The sequence below is a fragment of the Streptomyces sp. NPDC031497 genome, assembly GCF_055580905.1.
This window is the reverse complement of sequence record NZ_JBVIKO010000024.1, coordinates 20,639-38,235: the sequence shown is the minus strand read 5'-3', so window position 1 is coordinate 38,235 and position 17,597 is coordinate 20,639. Positions and strand designations below refer to the sequence as shown.

The following is a 17,597-nucleotide window of genomic DNA, read 5'->3' as shown; positions in this document are numbered from 1 at the left end:
CGGGGGCGAAACCCCTCAGATCCGCCGTCGGGCCTTTCGTGCCCGCCGTACCACGGCCGCCGCGCCCAGCAGCGCGACCGTCGCGCCTGCCGCGCCCGCGGCCGTCGCGTCCTTGCGGCCGAGCCGCCGGCCGACCACCGTGTGCCGCCCGGCCGCCTCCTCCAGCAGTTCTGCGAGCACCTCCTCGTTCGTCCACCCCGGCCGCCACCCGGCATCGTGCAGCCGGCTGCCGCTCACCACCCACGGATACATCGTGTAGGCGAGATCCCCCGCGGGCGACGGCGTCAGCCCGATGCGGTGCAGCCGGGCCGCGGCGCCCAGCGCCACCGCCGACGGCAGCTCCATCCGCCGGATCCCGCTGAGCTCCTCGACCTCCTCCTGCTCCAGCCATCCGTCACAGCCAACGGCCAGTTCCCCTTCGACCTGCTCCAGCACGGCGTACTCCAGCGCGCTGCACAGGTCCTCGACGTGGCAGAACTGCCAGGCGGGCCGCGACCCGGCGACGACAAGCAGGCGGGGAGACTCGAAATACCTGGTCAGAGCGGTGTCGGTGCCTCCGACGAGCACTGCGGGGCGCACGACGGTGACATTGAGCCCGGGGTGCGCGCGGGGCGCCCGGCGCGCGAGCCGCTCGATCTCCAGCAGGTCCCCCACGCCGGTGGCCTCCGCCGTGGCGCGCAACTCCGCGTCCTCGGACAACGGCAGCTCGTTGTCCGGGAGCGCGCCGTAGACCATCGCGGAGGTGCACAACACCACACGGTGCACCCCGGCCGCGGCCGCCGCGGTCAGCACGGTCTGCGTCCCCCGCACGTTGTAGGCCGTACGGGCGGCCGGATCGGTCTCCAGGTCCAGGTCGAGCGCGAGATGGACCACCACGTCGGCCCCGCGGAGCTTGTCCGCGATGGCCGGATCCCGCACGTCGAGGATGTGCCACTGGGCGTCCGCGCACTCCCCGCGCCGCTCGTCGATGGCGATGACCTGCTTGATCCCCTCGGAGGCGGCCAGCCGCTCGGTGAGCAGCGCGCCGACCCCGGTCGCGGCGCCGGTGACGGCGACGACGGGTCCGCGCACGGCGGCGGGGGTTGACGGGTTTCGCGCTGCGCGAACCTGCGGATCTGGGGAACTCACCGGGCGTCTCCAGCGGTTGTCTTCAGTACGAGCGTGAGTGACGCGTACGTACCAGGTGGCATCCATCCTGCCGCAGGCCGACTGTCGGCGAAGCACCGAGGCCCGATCGGGTCGGGGTGTCTACGCTGGGTGGTGTTGTCGGGCAGCCGCGCCGCCGGAGAGAACCGGTGGCCTTACCAGCCGAGGATTCCCGTGAGTGACACCCCATTCGGTTTCGGCCTTCCGCCGGAGGAGCCGGAAGACGGCGACGAGGGCAAGAAGAAGGACCAGCAGAGCGGTGGTGGGCAGGGACCGGCCAACCCGTTCGGTTTCGGCACACCCGGGGCCGGCGGCTTCGGCACGCCCGGCGCCGACAATCCGTTCGCTGCCATGTTCGGTTCGCTGAACCCCACCGACCTGGGCGCGGCCTTCCAGCAGCTGGGCCAGATGCTCTCGTACGAGGGCGGCCCGGTGAACTGGGACATGGCCAAGCAGATCGCCCGCCAGACGGTCTCCCAGGGCACCTCGGACGGCGTCAAGGACGCCAGCGTGGGCCCCGCCGACCGCACGGCGGTCGAGGAGGCGGTGCGGCTGGCCGACCTGTGGCTGGACGACGCGACGTCTCTGCCGTCCGGTTCCGGTTCGGCCGTGGCGTGGTCGCGCGCGGAGTGGGTCGAGGCGACGCTGCCCGCCTGGCAGGAGCTGGTCGACCCGGTCGCCGAGCGGGTCGGCGCCGCGATGGGCGATGTCCTGCCGGAGGAGATGCAGGCCATGGCGGGCCCGCTGATCGGCATGATGCGCTCCATGGGCGGCGCCATGTTCGGCACGCAGATCGGGCAGGCCGTCGGCGTGCTCGCGGGCGAGGTCGTCGGCTCGACCGACATCGGCCTGCCGCTGAGCCCGGCCGGCAAGGCCGCGCTGCTGCCGGTGAACGTCGAGGCGTTCGGCAAGGACCTCGGTGTGCCGAAGGAGGAGGTGCGGCTGTACCTCGCGCTGCGCGAGGCGGCCCACCAGCGTCTGTTCGCGCACGTGCCGTGGCTGCGCTCACACCTGTTCGGCGCGGTCGACGGGTACGCGCGCGGGATCAAGGTCGACACGGCCAAGCTGGAGGACGTGGTCGGCCAGTTCGACCCGCAGAACCCCGAGCAGCTCCAGGACGCCCTCCAGCAGGGCATGTTCCAGCCCGAGGACACCCCCGAGCAGAAGGCGGCCCTGGCCCGTCTGGAGACCGCTCTGGCCCTCGTCGAGGGCTGGGTCGACGCGGTGGTCCACGCGGCCGCGAAGCCGCGTCTGTCGTCCGCCGACGCGCTGCGCGAGACCCTGCGCCGCCGCCGTGCCACCGGCGGTCCCGCGGAGCAGACGTTCGCCACGCTCATCGGCCTGGAGCTGCGCCCGCGCCGGCTGCGCGACGCTTCCCGGCTGTGGGCCTCGCTCACCGACGCGCGCGGTGTCGACGGCCGGGACGCTCTGTGGGCGCACCCGGACATGCTGCCGACGGCGAGCGACCTGGACGACCCGGACGGCTTCGTGCACCGCGAGCAGCTGGACTTCTCCGAGCTGGACAAGATGCTCGGCGAGGCGGCCCAGAAGCCCGACCTGCGCAAGAAGGAAGATCCGGCGGACCCGGCGGAAGACCAGGCAAAGGGCGACGACACCGAGTGAGCCTGTACGACGACACGGTCCTCGTCCTCAAGGGGTACGAGGGCCAGGAAGAGCTGCGCCTGGCCTATCTGGACCATCTCGCGGCGCACCCCGACGGTATGTGGAAGGCGTGCCACGCGGGGCATGTCACGGCGAGCGCGCTGGTCGTCGACCCCGAGCACGGCCGGGCGCTGCTGACCCTGCACCGGAAGCTGCGGATGTGGCTGCAGATGGGCGGCCACTGCGAGCCGGGCGACGCCACGTTGGCCGCGGCGGCCCTGCGAGAGGCGGCCGAGGAGTCCGGGATCCCCGGACTGACGCTGCTGCCGGGCGGCCCGGTGCGCCTGGACCGGCACCCGATCCCGGCGCCGTGCCACTGGCACTTCGACATCCAGTACGCGGCCGTGGCCCCGCCGGGCGCCGCCCACGCGATCAGCGACGAGTCCCTGGACCTGCGCTGGTTCGCCTACGACGAGGTCGCGGAGGTCGCCGACGACTCGGTCGTACGGCTCCTGGAAGCGACCCGCGCACGGCTCTGAACCGGGGACCTGCGCAAAGACCCGTGTAAGGGGCGCTTGCCACGGCGTGCGCCCCTTACCTCGTGGCCGTCAGCTCCAGGCGTTGCCCTGGTTCATTGCGCGCGCGCCCTGCTGGCCCATCCCGAACTGGGCGGCGAGGCCTTGGCCGATCTGGGCGCTCTGCGGCGGGAGCAGTTCACTCGGCTGGACCAACGCGAAGCCACTTCCCATGAAGCTGAGCTCCCAGCCCTCGCCGGTGTTGCCGCGACGCCGCCATACGCCCGAGGAATGCGTCTGGGCCTGCATCTGGACACGGAGCCCGGTGGACCAGGCGACGATCGCGTCGGCGTCGCAGTTGACGTACTTGTCGGGCGTGACCTGCATCAGCAGCGGCGCGCCGGAGGTCATCAGGGCGACCTTGCCACGGCCGGTGATGTTGAGCTGGTACTTCCCGGAGCCGGAGATGCCGTAGAGGCTGTCCACGGCGACCACCTCGTAGTGCAGCGAGGAGTCCATGGCGAGGACGTAGCCGCTGTCCACGGTCAGCCCGTCCTGCTCGACGTCCAGGACGTGGACGTGCTGGGCGAGGTTGGCGAAGTAGACCGTGCCCTGCCCGTGGCAGCGCATCAGGTCCAGGCCCTCGCCGGTGTACGCACGCGCGCGTGACTGCTGGTTGTTCGTGTACTCGGCGTCGAACTCGACGAGTCCCTGGTAGGCGACCATCGTGCCCTTGCGGGCGAGGATGTCGTCGTGGCCCTCCAGGACGACCCGCAGCATCTGCTTGTTCTGCAGGCTGTAGCGGTCCCGGACCTGGGAGTCGTTGTGCGCGAAAAGCGGGCTCTGCATGATTGTCTGACTCCCCCTCAGCCCCGGAAACGAAGGCGGTCGGTGCTGTCCTCGCTGGGCTGGACGACGACGATGCCCTGCCCGGAGAAGGCCATCTGGTAGGCCTCGCCGCTGCCCCGGCCGATCAGGGACTGCGCCTTGAAGCTGCGCTTGCCCTTGACCTTGAGGTTCGGCGACCAGGCGACCAGCGCGTCCGGGTCGACGTACGTCTCGTCCTCGCCGCCGCCGCAGTCGACGACGATCGGCTTGCCCCGGGAGGTCAGCGCGACCCAGCCCTGCCCGGAGATCTTGGTGTTCCACAGGCCCTGACCGGCGAACTTCGCCAGTCCCTTGACCCGCTCCACACCCCAGGTGAGGTGCGCGTCGAAGGCGAGCAGGTTGGTGGCGTTGACGGAGATGCCGTCGCCGTTGAGGTTGATGACGACGACATCGGCGCCGTAGTCCGCGAGGTAGAGCAGTCCGTCGCCGGAGCACTTCATCAGGGGCGCGCCCTCGCCGGTCATCCAGTCACGGGCGATCTGGCGCACGGCCGGCGGGTTGGGCTCGTACTGGACGAAGCCCTCGTAGGCGACCATCGACCCCACGCGCGCGAGGAGGTCGTTCCCGGTCTGCATGGCGACCTTGAGCATGTTGTTGCCGTGGTTCTCCATGCGGGCGGTGACGGGTGCGGGGGCGTAGCCCGCGAGCGGCTGGTTCATGACGGGCTCCCTCAGACCTCGTACGGCTGGACCACGATGAAGTTGCCGGGGGCGCCCCGGAACTGCAGGTTGACGCTCTCGCCGGTGTCGCCCGGGTAGGCGTTGCGGCGCATCCGGACCTGGCTGGAGACGACCACCTGGGAGGCCGCGGACCAGGCGACCACGGCGTTGCAGTCGGCGAACGTCGTCGGCGTCACGGGCAGCACGACGGGCGTGCCGTGCGTCTTGACGACGATCGTGCCGGTGCCCTGGAACTGCATCGTGAACAGCGCGCCGCCGGGGATGCCGTGGCCCTCGATCCGGCGGACCTCGTACTGGAGGCTCTCGTCGAAGGCGAGGACGCTCTCGGCGGAGACACAGATCGCGTCGCCCTGGAGCTCGATGGGGTGCAGATGGGCGGAGTTCTCGGCGAGGAACACCTGGCCGTGCCCGGTGCAGCGCATCAGCTGCATCTCCTGGCCGGTCGCGTTGCCCACGATCCGGCCGGCGAACCCGGCGCCCTTGTAGCTGAAGTCGACCTTGCCCTGGTAGAGCACCATGCTGCCCTGCCGGGCCAGCACCGGCTGGCCGCCCATGCCCAGGTCGACCCGGACGAGCTTCTTGTTCTGCTGCGTCCAGCGCTGCCCGGTGGGCGTCTCCTTGAACTTCTGGAGCGCCGCGCCGACTCCGGCTCCGCCCTGGGGAGCGCCCTGCGGGATTCCGTAGGTCTGCTGGCCGGGGACCTGCCCGAACGTCGGCTGCTGGCCGTAGCCCGGGGGCGGGGTCGGGGCCTGGGGCGCCTGGGGGTAGCCGGGCGGCGAGGGCGGGGACTGCGGAGCCGCCGGGGGCTGGCCGTAGCCGGGCGGCATGGGCGCGCTCGGGGCGGGCGGCTGGCCGTAGGGCGCGGGGGCCGGGGACGGGGGCGGCACGGTGCCGGGGCCGGGCGGGGCCAGCGGGGCGATGACGGTGGGCGCGCCGTGCACGTTCGGAGCCGGCACGGGGCCGGGTGCCGGGGGCGGGGTGAAGCCCTGGGGCGTGGGGGCCGGGGCGGGCGCGGGGGCCGGCGGGGCGGGCGCCGGCGCGGGGCTCGGCGCGGGCGCGGCAGGGGCGGCGAACGCGGGCGGCGCGAACCCGGGCGCGGGCCCGGCCTGCGACGGCTGCGGCTCGGGCGCGGCGGGCGCCTCCTCCTCCATCACCTCGCCGCCGAAGTTCTTCAGCAGCGCGTCCAGGCCGCCGTCGAAGCCCTGGCCGACGGCGGCGAAGCGCCACACGTCCTTCAGGTAGAAGTCGCCCAGCATCACGGCGCGTTCGGTGGAGAACTCCGAACCGTTGAACGAGTACCGGGCCACCTCCTCGCCGCCCGCGACGATCCGGATGTATCCGGGCGCGACCTGGGACATCTGCCCGGCGCCGTCGAGGGTCGCCGTGAACGCCAGTTTCTGGATCCGCGGCGGGATCCGGTCCAGCGTGACCCGGAAGGACTCCGTGTCGCCCGCCTGCGCACCCAGCAGCTGGATGGACTCCTCGGGTGACTTCGGCTGGTTGAAGAAGACGAAGTACCGGTCGTCCGACAGGCGCTCGTCGGCGTCCAGGCCGAAGCAGCTGATGTCGAAGGTCAGTCCGGGCCCGGCGATCTGCACGCCTACGTACAGATCCGTGCCCGCCGTCAGGTCACTGATCCTGGCCTTGTGGCCGCGTTGGAATTCCCTGGCCATGCGCTACGACCGTCCCCCATCCCGAATGTGAGTGCGTCGCGCCAGGCTAACGGCTAACTCGGACATCGGAGGAAGTCGGTACAGAGCCGGTACACAACCGGGCTCAGCGGCCCCGAAGGGAGCGTTGGCCGGGCGCGTCACTCATCGCGCGCGCCGGGCACATGGGGCAGCCGGTCGGCGGCGACCACCCCTTCGAGGTAACCCCGGGCCCGCTCGGTCCGCGGATACGCTTCCAGGAGCCGCCAGAAGTCGGGACCGTGCCCAGGCACCAGCAGGTGGGCCAGTTCATGGCAGAGGACGTAGTCGACGACGTACTCGGGCATGCCCTGGAGCCGGTGCGAGAGGCGGATGCTGCCCTCGGCGGGGGTGCAGGAACCCCAGCGGGTGTTCTGGTTGGTGACCCAGCGCACCGAGACGGGCCTGGCCCGGCCGTCGAAGTACTGGATCGACAGCCGCTCGGCGCGCTCGGCCAGTTCGGCGTCGCCCAGCACTCGCTTGCTCTCCTGGGCGGCGAGTTTGTTGAGCATGACGGTCACCCAGCGTTTCTCCTCCGCCTCGGACATCCGGGCGGGGATCAGCACGACGGTGCGATCGCCCTCGCGGTACGCGGAGACGGTCCGGCGGCGCCGGGCGCTTCTGCGAACCTCGATCGCGCTCACCCCCAAGCCGCTGGGCGGCTGGCTCGTCATGCTGCGCTGTGGCTTTCCGGCGCGGTGCAGTGGGTCGGCGGGCACGCCCCGACGTTACCCGCTGCGCACGGGGGAAGTCCCGGGTCCGGGACGGTTCGATGCCGATCCCCCACCATGCGTTTGATTTGTACGACGAATACCCACCGCCTGTGGACAACTTTCGGCGTCCGCCGAGTGGGCCGGGCATGCTGGCAGTCGTCGGCGGAGCGTGACCGGCTCCACCGGCAGACGGGGATCTTCCATGACCTTTCGACAGCTACGGGGGACTGTCATGCATCCGTTGGTGAAGCCCGCGCTCCGGCGCGGCTGGCGTGATCTCAACACCGTGCAGTTCGGGATGACCCCGGTGCACGCGATGACACTCGGGCCGATGGACACGGCGACCGGCAGCTTTCTGGACCTGCTCAACGGCACCCGGGGGCTCGAACTGCTGCGTGCGGAGGGGCGGCGCATGGACCTGCCGGACGGGCATGTCGACGCGCTGGTCGAGCGGCTGTCACGGGCCGGGCTCGTCGACGACGCGCGCGGCGGCGGGCCGGCGGCGGCGGCGCTGCGCACGAAGCAGGAGGTCCTGGACCGGCTCGGTCCCGATCTCGCGTCGCTGTCCCTGATCACTCCGGAGCCGGGCGGCGCGATCGGCCGGCTGGCGGCCCGGCGTGCCCTGCGGGTGCAGGTCCGGGGCGCGGGCCGGGTCGGTGTCACGCTGGCCGCGCTGCTGTCGGGCGCGGGGGTCGGCGAGGTCGACGTGCGTGACGTGGGTCGCGTCCAGCCGTGGGACGTGGCGCCGGGCGGGCTGCCCGCGGAGGCGGTCGGCGAGCGACGGGACGAGGCCGCCCGCAGAGTCGTCCGCCGGGCCGCCCCGGACCGCCCGCCGCGCCGCCCGGACCCGGCCGCGGAGGAACCCGGCCTCTCCCTGGTGATCATCGCCCCGCGTGACGATGTCCTGGTGCACGCCCCCGACGCGCGCGCCGCCGAGCCGCTCATGGCCTCCGGGACACCTCACCTCTACACGGGCGTCGTGGAGGGCACGGGCGTCGTCGGTCCGCTCGTCCTGCCCGGCGGGACCGGCTGCGCGCGCTGTCTGCACGAGCACCGCTCGGACCGGGATCCGGCCTGGCCTCGCTTGATCGCCCAGTGGCGGTCCGGCCAGGCCCGCCGGGTGGGGGCCTGCGATCTGACGCTGGCGACGGCCGTGGCCGGGCTGGCCGCCGCGCATGCCGTGGCCTTCCTCGACGGGGAGTCGCCGTCCGGCACGGGAGTGCGCTGGGAGGCGTCCGTGCCGGCTCTGCAGTGGCATGCGCGGCCGGTCCGGCCGCACTCCGCATGCCCGTGCGGAGCTGCGGAGAAAGCTAAGGGGGAACACTCCTCAACCAATGGGGCCGCGCACGAGACAATGGTGGTGCAACGGCCGTCGGCGGAGCGACGAGAGCGCGCGGACGCCGCCCGGCCGAATGGGACTTGGAGGGCGCATGTCTGATCTTCCCCGGAAGGCGGTCACCCGGACCGCCAAGCTCGCCGCGCTCCCGCTCGGCTTCGCCGGCCGGGCGACCTGGGGTCTGGGCAAGCGCATCGTGGGTGAGTCCGCGGAGATCGTCAGCCGCGAGCTGCAACAGCGCACGGCGGAGCAACTCTTCAAGGTTCTGGGAGAGTTGAAGGGCGGGGCCATGAAGTTCGGACAGGCCATGTCCGTCTTCGAGTCCGCCCTCCCCGAGGAGATCGCCGGCCCCTACCGGGCGGCCCTCACCAGACTCCAGGACGCCGCACCGCCGATGCCGGCCCGCACCATGTACGCGGTGCTCGCCGAGCGCCTCGGCGAGGACTGGCGGGAGCTGTTCCTGGAGTTCGAGGAGAAGCCCGCGGCGGCGGCCTCGATCGGCCAGGTGCACCGGGCGGTGTGGCACGACGGCCGGGCGGTCGCGGTCAAGGTGCAGTATCCGGGAGCCGGCGAGGCTCTGCTGTCCGACCTGGGGCAACTGAGCCGTTTCGCCCGCCTTTTGGGTCCGCTGATCCCGGGCATGGACATCAAGCCCCTGATCGCGGAGTTGCGCGACCGGGTCTCCGAGGAGCTGGACTACGCCTTGGAGGCACAGGCTCAGGAGGCGCACGCGGAGGAGTTCGCGGACGACCCCGATGTGGTGGTCCCCGCGGTGGTGCACCAGTGCGAGCAGGTCCTGGTCACCGAGTGGATCGACGGGATACCGCTCTCGGAGATCATCTCGGAGGGGACGCAGGAGCAGCGTGACCGGGCCGGTCAGCTCCTGGCCCGGTTCCTTTTCTCGGGCCCGGCCCGCACCGGTCTGCTGCATGCCGACCCGCACCCGGGCAACTTCCGGCTGCTGCCCGGTGGGCCGGAGGACGAGGAGGAGTGGCTCCTGGGCGTGCTGGACTTCGGCACGGTCGACCGCCTCGCGGGTGGCCTGCCCGCCCCGATCGGCGACTCCCTGCGGATGACACTGGACGGAGACGCCGAGGCGGTCTACGAGCTGCTGTGCGCCGAGGGGTTCGTCAAGGACTCCATAGAGCTGGACCCCGACGCCGTCCTGGACTATCTGCTGCCGATCATCGAACCGGCGGAGGTCGACGAGTTCACCTTCACCCGCAACTGGATGCGCAGCCAGGCGGCCCGTATCGCCGACCCTCGCAACCCCGCCCACCAGCTGGGCAAACAGCTCAACCTGCCACCGGCCTACTTGCTGATACACCGGGTGACCCTGAGCACCATCGGCGTGCTCTGCCAGCTGGGCGCGACGGTGCGGCTGCGGGAGGAACTGGAGGCGTGGCTGCCCGGGTTCGTCCTCGAAGAGGCCGAAGAAGTTGAGGAAGCCGTAGAAGCCGAGGACGCCGAGGAGATGGAGGCGGCCGTAGAGGCGCAGTAAGGGCGCGGCAGGGGCGGTGGTCACCACCAGGACGAGTCGAGCCGACCCTCGATCGCTCTGAGGTTCTCCCTGGAGCAGGTGTCGCAGAAGAACTGGCGGACGCCGTTCTCCACGGAGCAGGTCCAGGTGGCGGGCAGGGGGCCGTCGGCCGGGCTACCGCAGCGGGCACACGCGGGAGGGTGGGACTCCGTGCCGGAGTCCCGGTGATCACTGCCTCCGGGAAGACTCGTCACCCGGCGACGATAACGCCGCGGTGCGCGGATCCGCGGGCACAACGCACCGCGGGGGCCGGTCCGTTCGGCCGGACCGGCCCCCGCGTGAAGTTTTCGCCTCCCTCAGCCGGGAGGCTACCGCTTCAGGTGTTCGGGATCACTGCATGACGGCCATGGCGAGCGCACGGCGGGCGCGCATCGAGGCGCGCTCGGCCCGGCGCTGCATCCGGCGAGCGGTCGCCAGGCGCACGGCCTGGCGTTCCCGCTCGGCCTCTTGCAGTCGCTCGTGCATATGCGCACGAGCAAGGGCTTCTGGGATGAGTTGCATCTCGCGGGTCCTGTTCTGACGCGAGCCGGTGGTCGTACCGGCAGTGGTGAAGTCTGGGATCGCGGAGCCGGTGGGCTCGCTGGTGGACGGCTTCATCGGGGCCTGCTTCTTGGGGTCGTGCGTGAGGGGGCGGTCGATCGTTCCTTGGATGTTCATGCCGTGACCGGGTTCTTGCGCGGGCGGCCACGCGGCCGCTTGCGGGCGACGACGACACCCTGGACGAACAGCTCGCCACCCCAGACGCCCCAGGGCTCACGCCGCTCCTTGGCACCGGCGAGGCAGGCCTCGATCAGCGGGCAGGTGCGGCAGAGGGACTTGGCGTACTCGACATCCGCCGGCGACTCGGCGAAGAAGACCTCCGGGTCGTAGGAACGGCAGGGGACGGGCACGCCGAGGTTCTCGATGGCGTCGTCGAGCGCGGTGAGCGCGGTGAGCGGGATCAAGGTGGAGTCCTCCGTGAGGCCGGGCGGGGGGATCGTTTCGGAAGGCGGTACGGACGGGGCGTGCGCTTCGAGTTGCACGGCTGTTCTTCCTCGTCTGGTCGTGCCGGTCGGGTTGGACCGGTTGGCGGCTGGTACCGGGTTCTGCTCTTGCCCCGAGGCCCCTTCGCCCGTCCGTCCCTGTGGTGGGGACAAACAGAAGGGCCGCGGATCCCGGATGGGGTTCCGCGGCCCTGAAGGCGCCGGCCTGATCGATCAGGCTGGATCACTCCAGGGTTCTGGCCCACGGAAGGCCCACATCAGGTGGTGCTGCGTCATCTGCTTCCGGCTTCCGGCACCGGCTGCCGTAAAGGCATAGGCCTTGGCCTGTGCCGCTACTGCTTCCAGTGCCTCAGTCGGTCGCTCATTGCGCTCACGGACGGGAAGGCCCGCGAGAGAAACGGAGGACGCCGGACGCACGGCAGGAATGCCGGACAGACCGGTGCCCAGGTTCGGGACGCCGAGCATGCACGCGGAGACGGCCGAGAGATCGGTCATTTTGGCCGCGCTGATGTTGGTCTTGATGCTGATCACTGGACTCGCCTCCTCTCGGCGTCTATGGGGACTGGGGTGAGCCAGTCCGCTTGGATATGCAAGTACAACACGGAATGGGGCCTTCGAGAAGGCCGCCGCTTCCGTGCCTAGAACCTATGGGGATTGCTGGGGCATGCGCAAACTATTTTTTCGACGAGTTGGCATCAGTCCCCCTCAACGGCTCCCCCGGGCTGCTGGCCTGCGCAGATGGCCAGGACATCGGCGCCGTAACGGTTGAGCTTGCGCATGCCGACGCCGGGGATGCGGGCCAACTCGCGGTCGTCGTCCGGCGCGCTCTCGGCGATGGCCATCAGCGTCCTGTCGGTGAAGACGCAGAAGGCGGGCTGGCCGCTGAGCCGGGCCTGGTCCGCGCGCCACTCCCGCAGCCGCTCGTAGAGCCCCTCGTCCATGTCGGAGGGGCAGTTGTCGCAGCGCATCAGTTTCATCTCGCCGGCGTCGGTGAGAGTGCGCCCGCAGACCCGGCAGCGGGCGGGAGAGCGCTGGGTGCGCCGGGGTGCGGCCACGGGGCCGCCGGTGAAGCCGCGTTCAACGCCTCCGGCGCCGGCACCGGCGCCACGGCCGACGGTGCCGGTGGAGCCGGGGCGCAGGCCGTCCAGGAAGTGGCTGGGCCTGCGGTTCGGGCGGCCACCGGGGGTGCGGGAGAGAGACCAGGAGACATGGAGCCGCTCTCTGGCACGGGTCACGCCGACATAAAGGAGACGGCGTTCCTCTTCGATCTGCTCGTCGGTCTTCGCATAGGTGATCGGCATCATGCCCTCGGCGACACCGACCAGGAAGACGACGTCCCACTCCAGGCCCTTCGCCGAGTGCAGGGAGGCGAGAGTGACGCCCTGGACGGTCGGGGCGTGCTGGGCACCCGCGCGCTCGTCGAGTTCCGCGACGAAGTCGGCGAGGGTGGCGGTCGGCCGGCCGGCGGTGACGTCGTGCGCCAGGTTGACCAGGGCGGCCAGTGACTCCCAGCGCTCCCGGACCGCGCCGGAGCCGGCCGGGGGCTCGGTGGTCCAGCCCTCTCCGGAGAGGACCGCGCGCACCTGGGAGGGCAGGTCCACGGTGTCGTCGAGCAGCGCGTCATTGCCGCCGAAGCGGGCCGCGGCGCGCAGGGCGACACCCGCCTTGCGCACCTCGGGCCGGTCGAAGAACCGCTCGGCACCGCGCAGCTGGTAGGGCACCCCGGCGTCGGCGAGGGCCTGCTCATAGGTCTCGGACTGGGAGTTGGTGCGGAACAGAATGGCGATCTCGGCGGCCGGGACCCCGGCGTCGACCAGCTCGCGGATACGGCGGGCGGCGCCCTCGGCCTCGGCGGGCTCGTCGGCGTACTCGGTGTAGACGGGCTCGGGTCCCGCGGGGCGCTGGGAGATCAGTTCCAGGCGGTGGTCGGCGGCGCGGCCGTGGGCCTGGGCCAGCAGGCCGTTGGCGAGATGGACGACCTGGGGTGTGGAGCGGTAGTCGCGGACCAGCTTGACGACGGTGGCCCCGGGGTGGCGGGTGCGGAAGTCGAGCAGATGGTCGGGGGTTGCTCCCGTGAACGAGTAGATCGTCTGGCTGGCGTCGCCGACCACGCACAGGCTGTCGCGGTCGCCGAGCCAAAGCTCCAGCAGGCGCTGCTGGAGGGGGCTGACGTCCTGGTACTCGTCGACGACGAAGTGCTGGTACTGGGCGCGGACCTGCTCGGCGATGTCGTGCCGGTCCTGCAGGACCGCGACGGTCAGCAGCAGGACGTCCTCGAAGTCGATGACCGCGCGGTCACGCTTGAGGTCCTCGTAGACGGAGTAGATCTGGGCGATCTCGGCCGGGTCGCGAGGGGCATCGCGGCCGGCCTTCACGGCGGCGAGCGCATAGTCGGCGGGAACGGTCTGGGTGACCTTGGACCACTCGATCTCGGCGGTGACGTCGCGCAGCTCGCCCCGGTCGAGGCGGATACGGCAGGCGGCGGCCGCGTCGGCGACCAGCTGGACCTTGCGGTCGACGAGCCGGGGCAGCGACCCGCCGATCGCTTTCGGCCAGAAGAACTGGAGCTGGCGCAGCGCGGCCGAGTGGAAGGTGCGGGCCTGCACTCCCTGGGCGCCGAGTTGGCGCAGCCGGCCGCGCATCTCCCCGGCGGCGCGGTTGGTGAAGGTGACGGCGAGCACGCTGGACGGCTGGAGAATGCCGGCCCGTACCCCGTAGGCGATCCGGTGGGTGATCGCCCTGGTCTTGCCGGTACCGGCTCCGGCCAGCACGCACACCGGACCGTGCAGGGCGGTCGCCACCTCGCGCTGCTCGGGGTCGAGCCCTTCGAGCACCGCGTCGGCAGAGTCCGGTACCTGCGGGAAGAGGGAGGAGTGCGTTGCTGCTGTCACACGGCCATGCTGCCAGGTCGCCGGAGACTGCTGTGCCGGTTGTCCACAGGCAGCCCCTTGCAGTCGTACTAATGCGGCAGGCGTCACTCGGGCGGCTGGTGCCGCGGGGAATGGCGGGCGGGCCGCGTACGTTCCTCTCCTGGATGACCTTCCCCGACCTGCCGAAGGAGCGCGAGCGAGATGCAGGGCACTGTGACGATGTACAGCACCACGTGGTGCGGCTACTGCCGCCGGCTGAAGAGCCAGATGGACCGCGAGGGCATCGCGTACACCGAGATCAACATCGAGCAGGACCCGGAGTCGGCCGCGTTCGTGGAGAAGGCGAACGGCGGGAACCAGACGGTCCCGACGGTCCTCTTCGGCGACGGCTCGACGCTGACGAACCCCTCGCTGGCCCAGGTCAAGCAGAAGATCAGCGCGTAGTTTCCCTCGCGTCCTCGCGCTAGGCGGCCCCTGACCCGGTCAGGGGCCGCCTTCGTGCGTGTCGCCCGGTTTGTCCCACACGAGGGTGTAACGCCACAGCAGCCGACGCCGGTACCGGCGTCCGGGGAGCAGGTGCCCGGTGGCCCGCCGGACCTCTTTCCAGTTCATGATCGGGTCCTCGACCGGCATACCCGACGGACCTCCCTCGCCGCCGCGCCTGCACGCACGCTGCAGCAACGAAACGAGGACTCCGCAGCCGCTGATCACCCGGTCCAGGAGGGTGCGGTCGTGTGCCATGCCGACGATGACCAGCCGGCCGCCCGGCGCGAGCAGCCTCACCAGCCGTTCGATCGCGTCGTCGAAGGGGGCGTGGTGGAGGACGGCGACCGCGCTGACGAAGTCGTAGCTCCCCTCGTCGAGGAGCGCGCCGTCGAGATAGTCACCCTCCAGGAAGGTGACGTTTCCCGTGTCCCGTTTGTGCGCCAGCCGGATCATCTCCGGTGACCGGTCCACGCCGGTCACCGACTCCGCCCGGGCCGCGAGCTCGGCGGCCAGCAGGCCGTCGCCGCAGCCGACGTCCAGGGCGGCACGGCAGCCGGGCGGTACGGCGTCCAGCACCACCGGGTGGTAGTGGACGTTGTGATTCCAGTAGGTGTCGTGGGTGTCGGTCATCAGCCGGGTCGCCGTCTCAGACGAAGCTCCTCGTCGGCAGCGGCTTGCCGTACCACATCTCGATCAGGCGGGCCGCGATGGAGATCCCGTACGGCGGCAGGACGTCGCCGGAGTCGAAGGCGGCGCCCAGTTCGTCGCGGGAGAACCAGCGGGCCTCGTGGATCTCGTCACCGTCGACGTTGATCTCGGTCGAGGTCGCGCGGGCCATGAAGCCGAGCATGAGGCTGGACGGGAACGGCCAGGGCTGGCTGGCGACGTACTCGACGGGACCGACGGTGACCCCGGCCTCCTCGAAGACCTCCCGGCGCACCGCCTGCTCGATCGACTCGCCGGGCTCGACGAAGCCGGCCAGCGTGGAGAAACGGCCCTCGGGCCAGTGGACCTGGCGGCCGAGCAGGATGCGGTCGTCCTCGTCGGTGACGGCCATGATCACGGCGGGGTCGGTGCGCGGGTAGTGCTCGGCGCCGCAGGCGGGGCAGCGGCGGATGTGGCCGGCGGCTGCGATGACCGTGCGCTCGCCGCAGCGGGAGCAGAAGCGGTGGGTGCGCTGCCAGTTCTCCAGGCCGACCGCGTGCACCATCAGGCCGGTGTCCCGGGGGGACAGCAGCAGTCCGGCCTCGCGCAGCCCGGCCGGGCGTGCGGACTGGTCGATGCGGCCGGGCAGGGCGTCCTTCTGGAGGGCGAAGTAGCTGACGCCGTCCTCGTCGGTGCCCAGGAAATAGCGGTGCGCTTCGGTGAGGGGGGCCTCGAAGGACGGGGTCATGACGAGTTCGGTACGGCCTTCGGGCGTCTCGTCGATGAGGACCTGGCCGCCGGAGACCACGAAGCAGCGGGTGTCGGGGTGGCTCCACGCCGCCGCGAGCCAGGCCTCGTCGAGCCGGTGGTGGGCGGCGCGGTCGATGCCGTTCGGGGCGGTGAGCGAGATGGGTCGGTCGGCGGTGTGGTCGGTCCAGGTGGTCACGGGTGCTTCCAACTCCCCCAGTGCAACGGATGTTTCAGCGGGCGGTTCAGCGGGACGAAGGGCGGGAGGAGACCGGGTCGGGCGGGGACAAGACGGGCGGGGCGGCCCTTCCAGTGTGCCCCGCGCGCGCTGTCGCTCCGGACGGCTCGGACGGGTCAGGGGGCATGGCGCCAGTTCTCGGCCAGGTCACCCCACAGGTAGGCGCTGGTCTCGACGCCCTTGAGGAGAAGGTCCAGCTCGACCTTCTCGTTCGGGGCGTGCCAGCCGTCGGAGGGGACGGAGATCCCCAGGAAGAGGACGGGTGCGCCGAGGACGTCCTGGAGGTCCGCGGCGGGTCCCGAGCCACCCGAACGGGTGAACCGGACCGGTCCCTCGAAGGCGCGGCCCATGGCGCGGGCCAGCGACTGGAGGCCCGGGTGGTCGAGCGGGGTCAGGCACGGGCGGGTGGCCGGCAGGAAGGTGATCTCGGCGCGGATGCCGGCGGGGATCCGCTCGGTGACCCAGGCGCGGACGGCCTTCTCGATGTGGTCGGGCTCCTGACCGGCGACCAGCCGGAACGACAGCTTGACCATGGCCGAGGACGGGATGATCGTCTTGCTGCCGGAGCCCTGGTAGCCGCCGCCGATGCCGTTGACCTCGGCGGTGGGGCGGGCCCAGATGCGCTCCAGGGTGGTGTGCCCGGCCTCGCCCTCGGTGGCGTACGAGTGTGCTTCGCGCAGCCAGCCCTCCTCGTCGAAGGGCAGCTCGGCCCACAGCTCCCGCTCACGGTCGCTGAGCTCGACGATGCCGTCGTAGAAGCCGGGGATCGCCACGCGCGCGTGCTCGTCGTGCAGCGCGGCGACCAGGCGGGCCACGGCGGTGGCCGGGTTGGGGACGGCGCCGCCGAAGGCGCCGGAGTGGATGTCCTGGTCGGGGCCGTGCAGGACGATCCCGCACTCGACGAGGCCGCGCATGCCGGTGCAGACCGTGGGGGTGTCCTCGGACCACATGCCGGTGTCGGAGACGATCACGGTGTCCGCGGCGAGCCGGTCCGCGCGTTCCTCGACGAGGGCGCGGAAGTGCGGGGAGCCGGACTCCTCCTCGCCTTCGATCAGCAGCTTCAGGTGGACGGCGGGTGCGGTGCGGCCGGTGGCGGCGAGGTGGGCGCGGACGCCGAGTGTGTGGAAGAACACCTGCCCCTTGTCGTCGGCGGCCCCGCGCGCGTGGAGGCGGTTCTCCCGGACGACCGGTTCGAAGGGGTCGCTGTGCCAGCCGTCCGTACGGGCGGCGGGCTGTACGTCGTGGTGGCCGTAGACGAGGACCGTGGGGGCCTCGGGGTCGCCCGCGGGCCATTCGGCGAAGATGGCCGGGGCGCCCGGTGTCTCCCAGACCTCGGCGGTCGGGAAGCCGGTCTTCTTGAGTGCGGCGGTAAGCCAGTCGGCGCTGCGGCGGACATCGGCGGCGTGTTCGGGCTGGGCCGACACGGACGGGATGCGCAGCCACTCGGCGAGGTCGTCGAGGAAGGCGGCACGGTGCTGCTCGATGTACGTACGGACAGCGCTGTCCGGGGTCTGGCTCAT

At 71.5% G+C, this 17,597-nt stretch carries 18 protein-coding genes; 5 read left to right on the top strand and 13 right to left on the bottom strand.

The features are described from left to right. Positions 1–15: 15 nt before the first annotated feature. Entirely contained in the window at positions 16–1,128 is a 1,113-nt protein-coding gene (locus ACZ5K7_RS36870; RefSeq protein ID WP_351704857.1) for an SDR family oxidoreductase, read from the bottom strand. Between the two features lie 192 nt (positions 1,129–1,320). On the opposite strand from ACZ5K7_RS36870, the gene ACZ5K7_RS36865 reads away from it, so the two are divergent. Then, positions 1,321–2,769 (top strand): zinc-dependent metalloprotease, encoded by a 1,449-nt coding sequence (locus ACZ5K7_RS36865; RefSeq protein WP_468920807.1) that lies wholly within the window; start codon positions 1,321–1,323, stop codon positions 2,767–2,769. Beyond that, positions 2,766–3,287 (top strand): NUDIX hydrolase, encoded by a 522-nt coding sequence (locus ACZ5K7_RS36860; RefSeq protein WP_351704851.1) that lies wholly within the window; start codon positions 2,766–2,768, stop codon positions 3,285–3,287. Before ACZ5K7_RS36865 ends, ACZ5K7_RS36860 begins: the two co-directional genes overlap by 4 nt. A gap of 69 nt (positions 3,288–3,356) precedes the next feature. Here the strand turns inward: ACZ5K7_RS36860 and ACZ5K7_RS36855 are convergent, their stop codons facing one another. The 4 genes from ACZ5K7_RS36855 to ACZ5K7_RS36840 all read right to left on the bottom strand — a co-directional run bounded on the left by ACZ5K7_RS36855 (position 3,357) and on the right by ACZ5K7_RS36840 (position 7,238). Then, positions 3,357–4,112, bottom strand: a complete 756-nt coding sequence (locus ACZ5K7_RS36855; RefSeq protein ID WP_351704848.1) for an AIM24 family protein — start codon at positions 4,110–4,112, stop codon at positions 3,357–3,359. A 17-nt stretch (positions 4,113–4,129) separates the two neighbouring features. Next, positions 4,130–4,810 (bottom strand): AIM24 family protein, encoded by a 681-nt coding sequence (locus tag ACZ5K7_RS36850; protein ID WP_351704845.1) that lies wholly within the window; start codon positions 4,808–4,810, stop codon positions 4,130–4,132. A gap of 11 nt (positions 4,811–4,821) precedes the next feature. Beyond that, complete coding sequence (locus ACZ5K7_RS36845; protein WP_468920803.1) at positions 4,822–6,504, bottom strand: TerD family protein; 1,683 nt, start codon at positions 6,502–6,504, stop codon at positions 4,822–4,824. 137 nt (positions 6,505–6,641) lie between these two features. After that, the gene (locus ACZ5K7_RS36840; protein ID WP_351704839.1) at positions 6,642–7,238 is read right to left on the bottom strand and encodes a M48 metallopeptidase family protein; all 597 of its coding nucleotides are present in this window, start codon (positions 7,236–7,238) and stop codon (positions 6,642–6,644) included. Positions 7,239–7,464: 226 nt separating this feature from the next. On the opposite strand from ACZ5K7_RS36840, the gene ACZ5K7_RS36835 reads away from it, so the two are divergent. Continuing rightward, a complete protein-coding gene (locus tag ACZ5K7_RS36835) occupies positions 7,465–8,670 on the top strand; it encodes a TOMM precursor leader peptide-binding protein (protein WP_468920799.1) in 1,206 nt (401 codons plus the stop codon). Continuing rightward, positions 8,663–10,069 carry an ABC1 kinase family protein gene (locus tag ACZ5K7_RS36830; RefSeq protein ID WP_351704833.1) on the top strand — a complete coding sequence of 469 codons (1,407 nt, stop codon included), beginning with the start codon at positions 8,663–8,665 and terminating at the stop codon, positions 10,067–10,069. The genes ACZ5K7_RS36835 and ACZ5K7_RS36830 overlap by 8 nt, the downstream gene beginning before the upstream one ends. Positions 10,070–10,089: 20 nt before the next feature. Here the strand turns inward: ACZ5K7_RS36830 and ACZ5K7_RS36825 are convergent, their stop codons facing one another. The 5 genes from ACZ5K7_RS36825 to ACZ5K7_RS36805 all read right to left on the bottom strand — a co-directional run bounded on the left by ACZ5K7_RS36825 (position 10,090) and on the right by ACZ5K7_RS36805 (position 13,982). Next, a complete protein-coding gene (locus tag ACZ5K7_RS36825; RefSeq protein ID WP_468920796.1) occupies positions 10,090–10,302 on the bottom strand; it encodes a hypothetical protein in 213 nt (70 codons plus the stop codon). A gap of 136 nt (positions 10,303–10,438) precedes the next feature. Then, complete coding sequence (locus ACZ5K7_RS36820; RefSeq protein WP_351704828.1) at positions 10,439–10,765, bottom strand: hypothetical protein; 327 nt, start codon at positions 10,763–10,765, stop codon at positions 10,439–10,441. Further along, positions 10,762–11,130, bottom strand: coding sequence for a WhiB family transcriptional regulator (locus ACZ5K7_RS36815; RefSeq protein WP_010984500.1), 369 nt, complete (start codon positions 11,128–11,130; stop codon positions 10,762–10,764). The genes ACZ5K7_RS36820 and ACZ5K7_RS36815 overlap by 4 nt, the downstream gene beginning before the upstream one ends. 174 nt (positions 11,131–11,304) lie before the next feature. Continuing rightward, positions 11,305–11,622 (bottom strand): hypothetical protein, encoded by a 318-nt coding sequence (locus ACZ5K7_RS36810; protein WP_468920791.1) that lies wholly within the window; start codon positions 11,620–11,622, stop codon positions 11,305–11,307. A 164-nt stretch (positions 11,623–11,786) separates the two neighbouring features. Beyond that, positions 11,787–13,982 (bottom strand): ATP-dependent DNA helicase UvrD2, encoded by a 2,196-nt coding sequence (locus tag ACZ5K7_RS36805; RefSeq protein WP_468920788.1) that lies wholly within the window; start codon positions 13,980–13,982, stop codon positions 11,787–11,789. Positions 13,983–14,162: 180 nt separating this feature from the next. Here ACZ5K7_RS36805 and ACZ5K7_RS36800 point away from each other — a divergent pair, with 180 nt between their 5' ends. Beyond that, positions 14,163–14,405: a mycoredoxin gene (locus ACZ5K7_RS36800; RefSeq protein WP_351704819.1), complete on the top strand. Its 243-nt coding sequence runs from the start codon at positions 14,163–14,165 to the stop codon at positions 14,403–14,405. Positions 14,406–14,444: 39 nt separating this feature from the next. Here ACZ5K7_RS36800 and ACZ5K7_RS36795 read toward each other — a convergent pair whose 3' ends face one another. The 3 genes from ACZ5K7_RS36795 to ACZ5K7_RS36785 all read right to left on the bottom strand — a co-directional run bounded on the left by ACZ5K7_RS36795 (position 14,445) and on the right by ACZ5K7_RS36785 (position 17,597). Beyond that, positions 14,445–15,077 carry a class I SAM-dependent methyltransferase gene (locus ACZ5K7_RS36795; RefSeq protein ID WP_351704816.1) on the bottom strand — a complete coding sequence of 211 codons (633 nt, stop codon included), beginning with the start codon at positions 15,075–15,077 and terminating at the stop codon, positions 14,445–14,447. A 16-nt stretch (positions 15,078–15,093) separates the two neighbouring features. Beyond that, complete coding sequence (gene nudC / locus ACZ5K7_RS36790) at positions 15,094–16,038, bottom strand: NAD(+) diphosphatase (RefSeq protein WP_351704813.1); 945 nt, start codon at positions 16,036–16,038, stop codon at positions 15,094–15,096. Between the two features lie 155 nt (positions 16,039–16,193). Further along, positions 16,194–17,597, bottom strand: a complete 1,404-nt coding sequence (locus tag ACZ5K7_RS36785; RefSeq protein WP_468920783.1) for a dipeptidase — start codon at positions 17,595–17,597, stop codon at positions 16,194–16,196.

Coding starts and splice junctions, on each gene's coding strand:
- ACZ5K7_RS36855 (WP_351704848.1), bottom strand. CDS start 4,112: ATGCAGAGCCCGCTTTTCGCGCACAACGACTCCCAGGTCCGGGACCGC.
- ACZ5K7_RS36850 (WP_351704845.1), bottom strand. CDS start 4,810: ATGAACCAGCCGCTCGCGGGCTACGCCCCCGCACCCGTCACCGCCCGC.
- ACZ5K7_RS36845 (WP_468920803.1), bottom strand. CDS start 6,504: ATGGCCAGGGAATTCCAACGCGGCCACAAGGCCAGGATCAGTGACCTG.
- ACZ5K7_RS36835 (WP_468920799.1), top strand. CDS start 7,465: ATGCATCCGTTGGTGAAGCCCGCGCTCCGGCGCGGCTGGCGTGATCTC.
- ACZ5K7_RS36830 (WP_351704833.1), top strand. CDS start 8,663: ATGTCTGATCTTCCCCGGAAGGCGGTCACCCGGACCGCCAAGCTCGCC.
- ACZ5K7_RS36820 (WP_351704828.1), bottom strand. CDS start 10,765: ATGAACATCCAAGGAACGATCGACCGCCCCCTCACGCACGACCCCAAG.
- ACZ5K7_RS36800 (WP_351704819.1), top strand. CDS start 14,163: ATGCAGGGCACTGTGACGATGTACAGCACCACGTGGTGCGGCTACTGC.
- ACZ5K7_RS36795 (WP_351704816.1), bottom strand. CDS start 15,077: ATGACCGACACCCACGACACCTACTGGAATCACAACGTCCACTACCAC.
- ACZ5K7_RS36785 (WP_468920783.1), bottom strand. CDS start 17,597: ATGAGCCAGACCCCGGACAGCGCTGTCCGTACGTACATCGAGCAGCAC.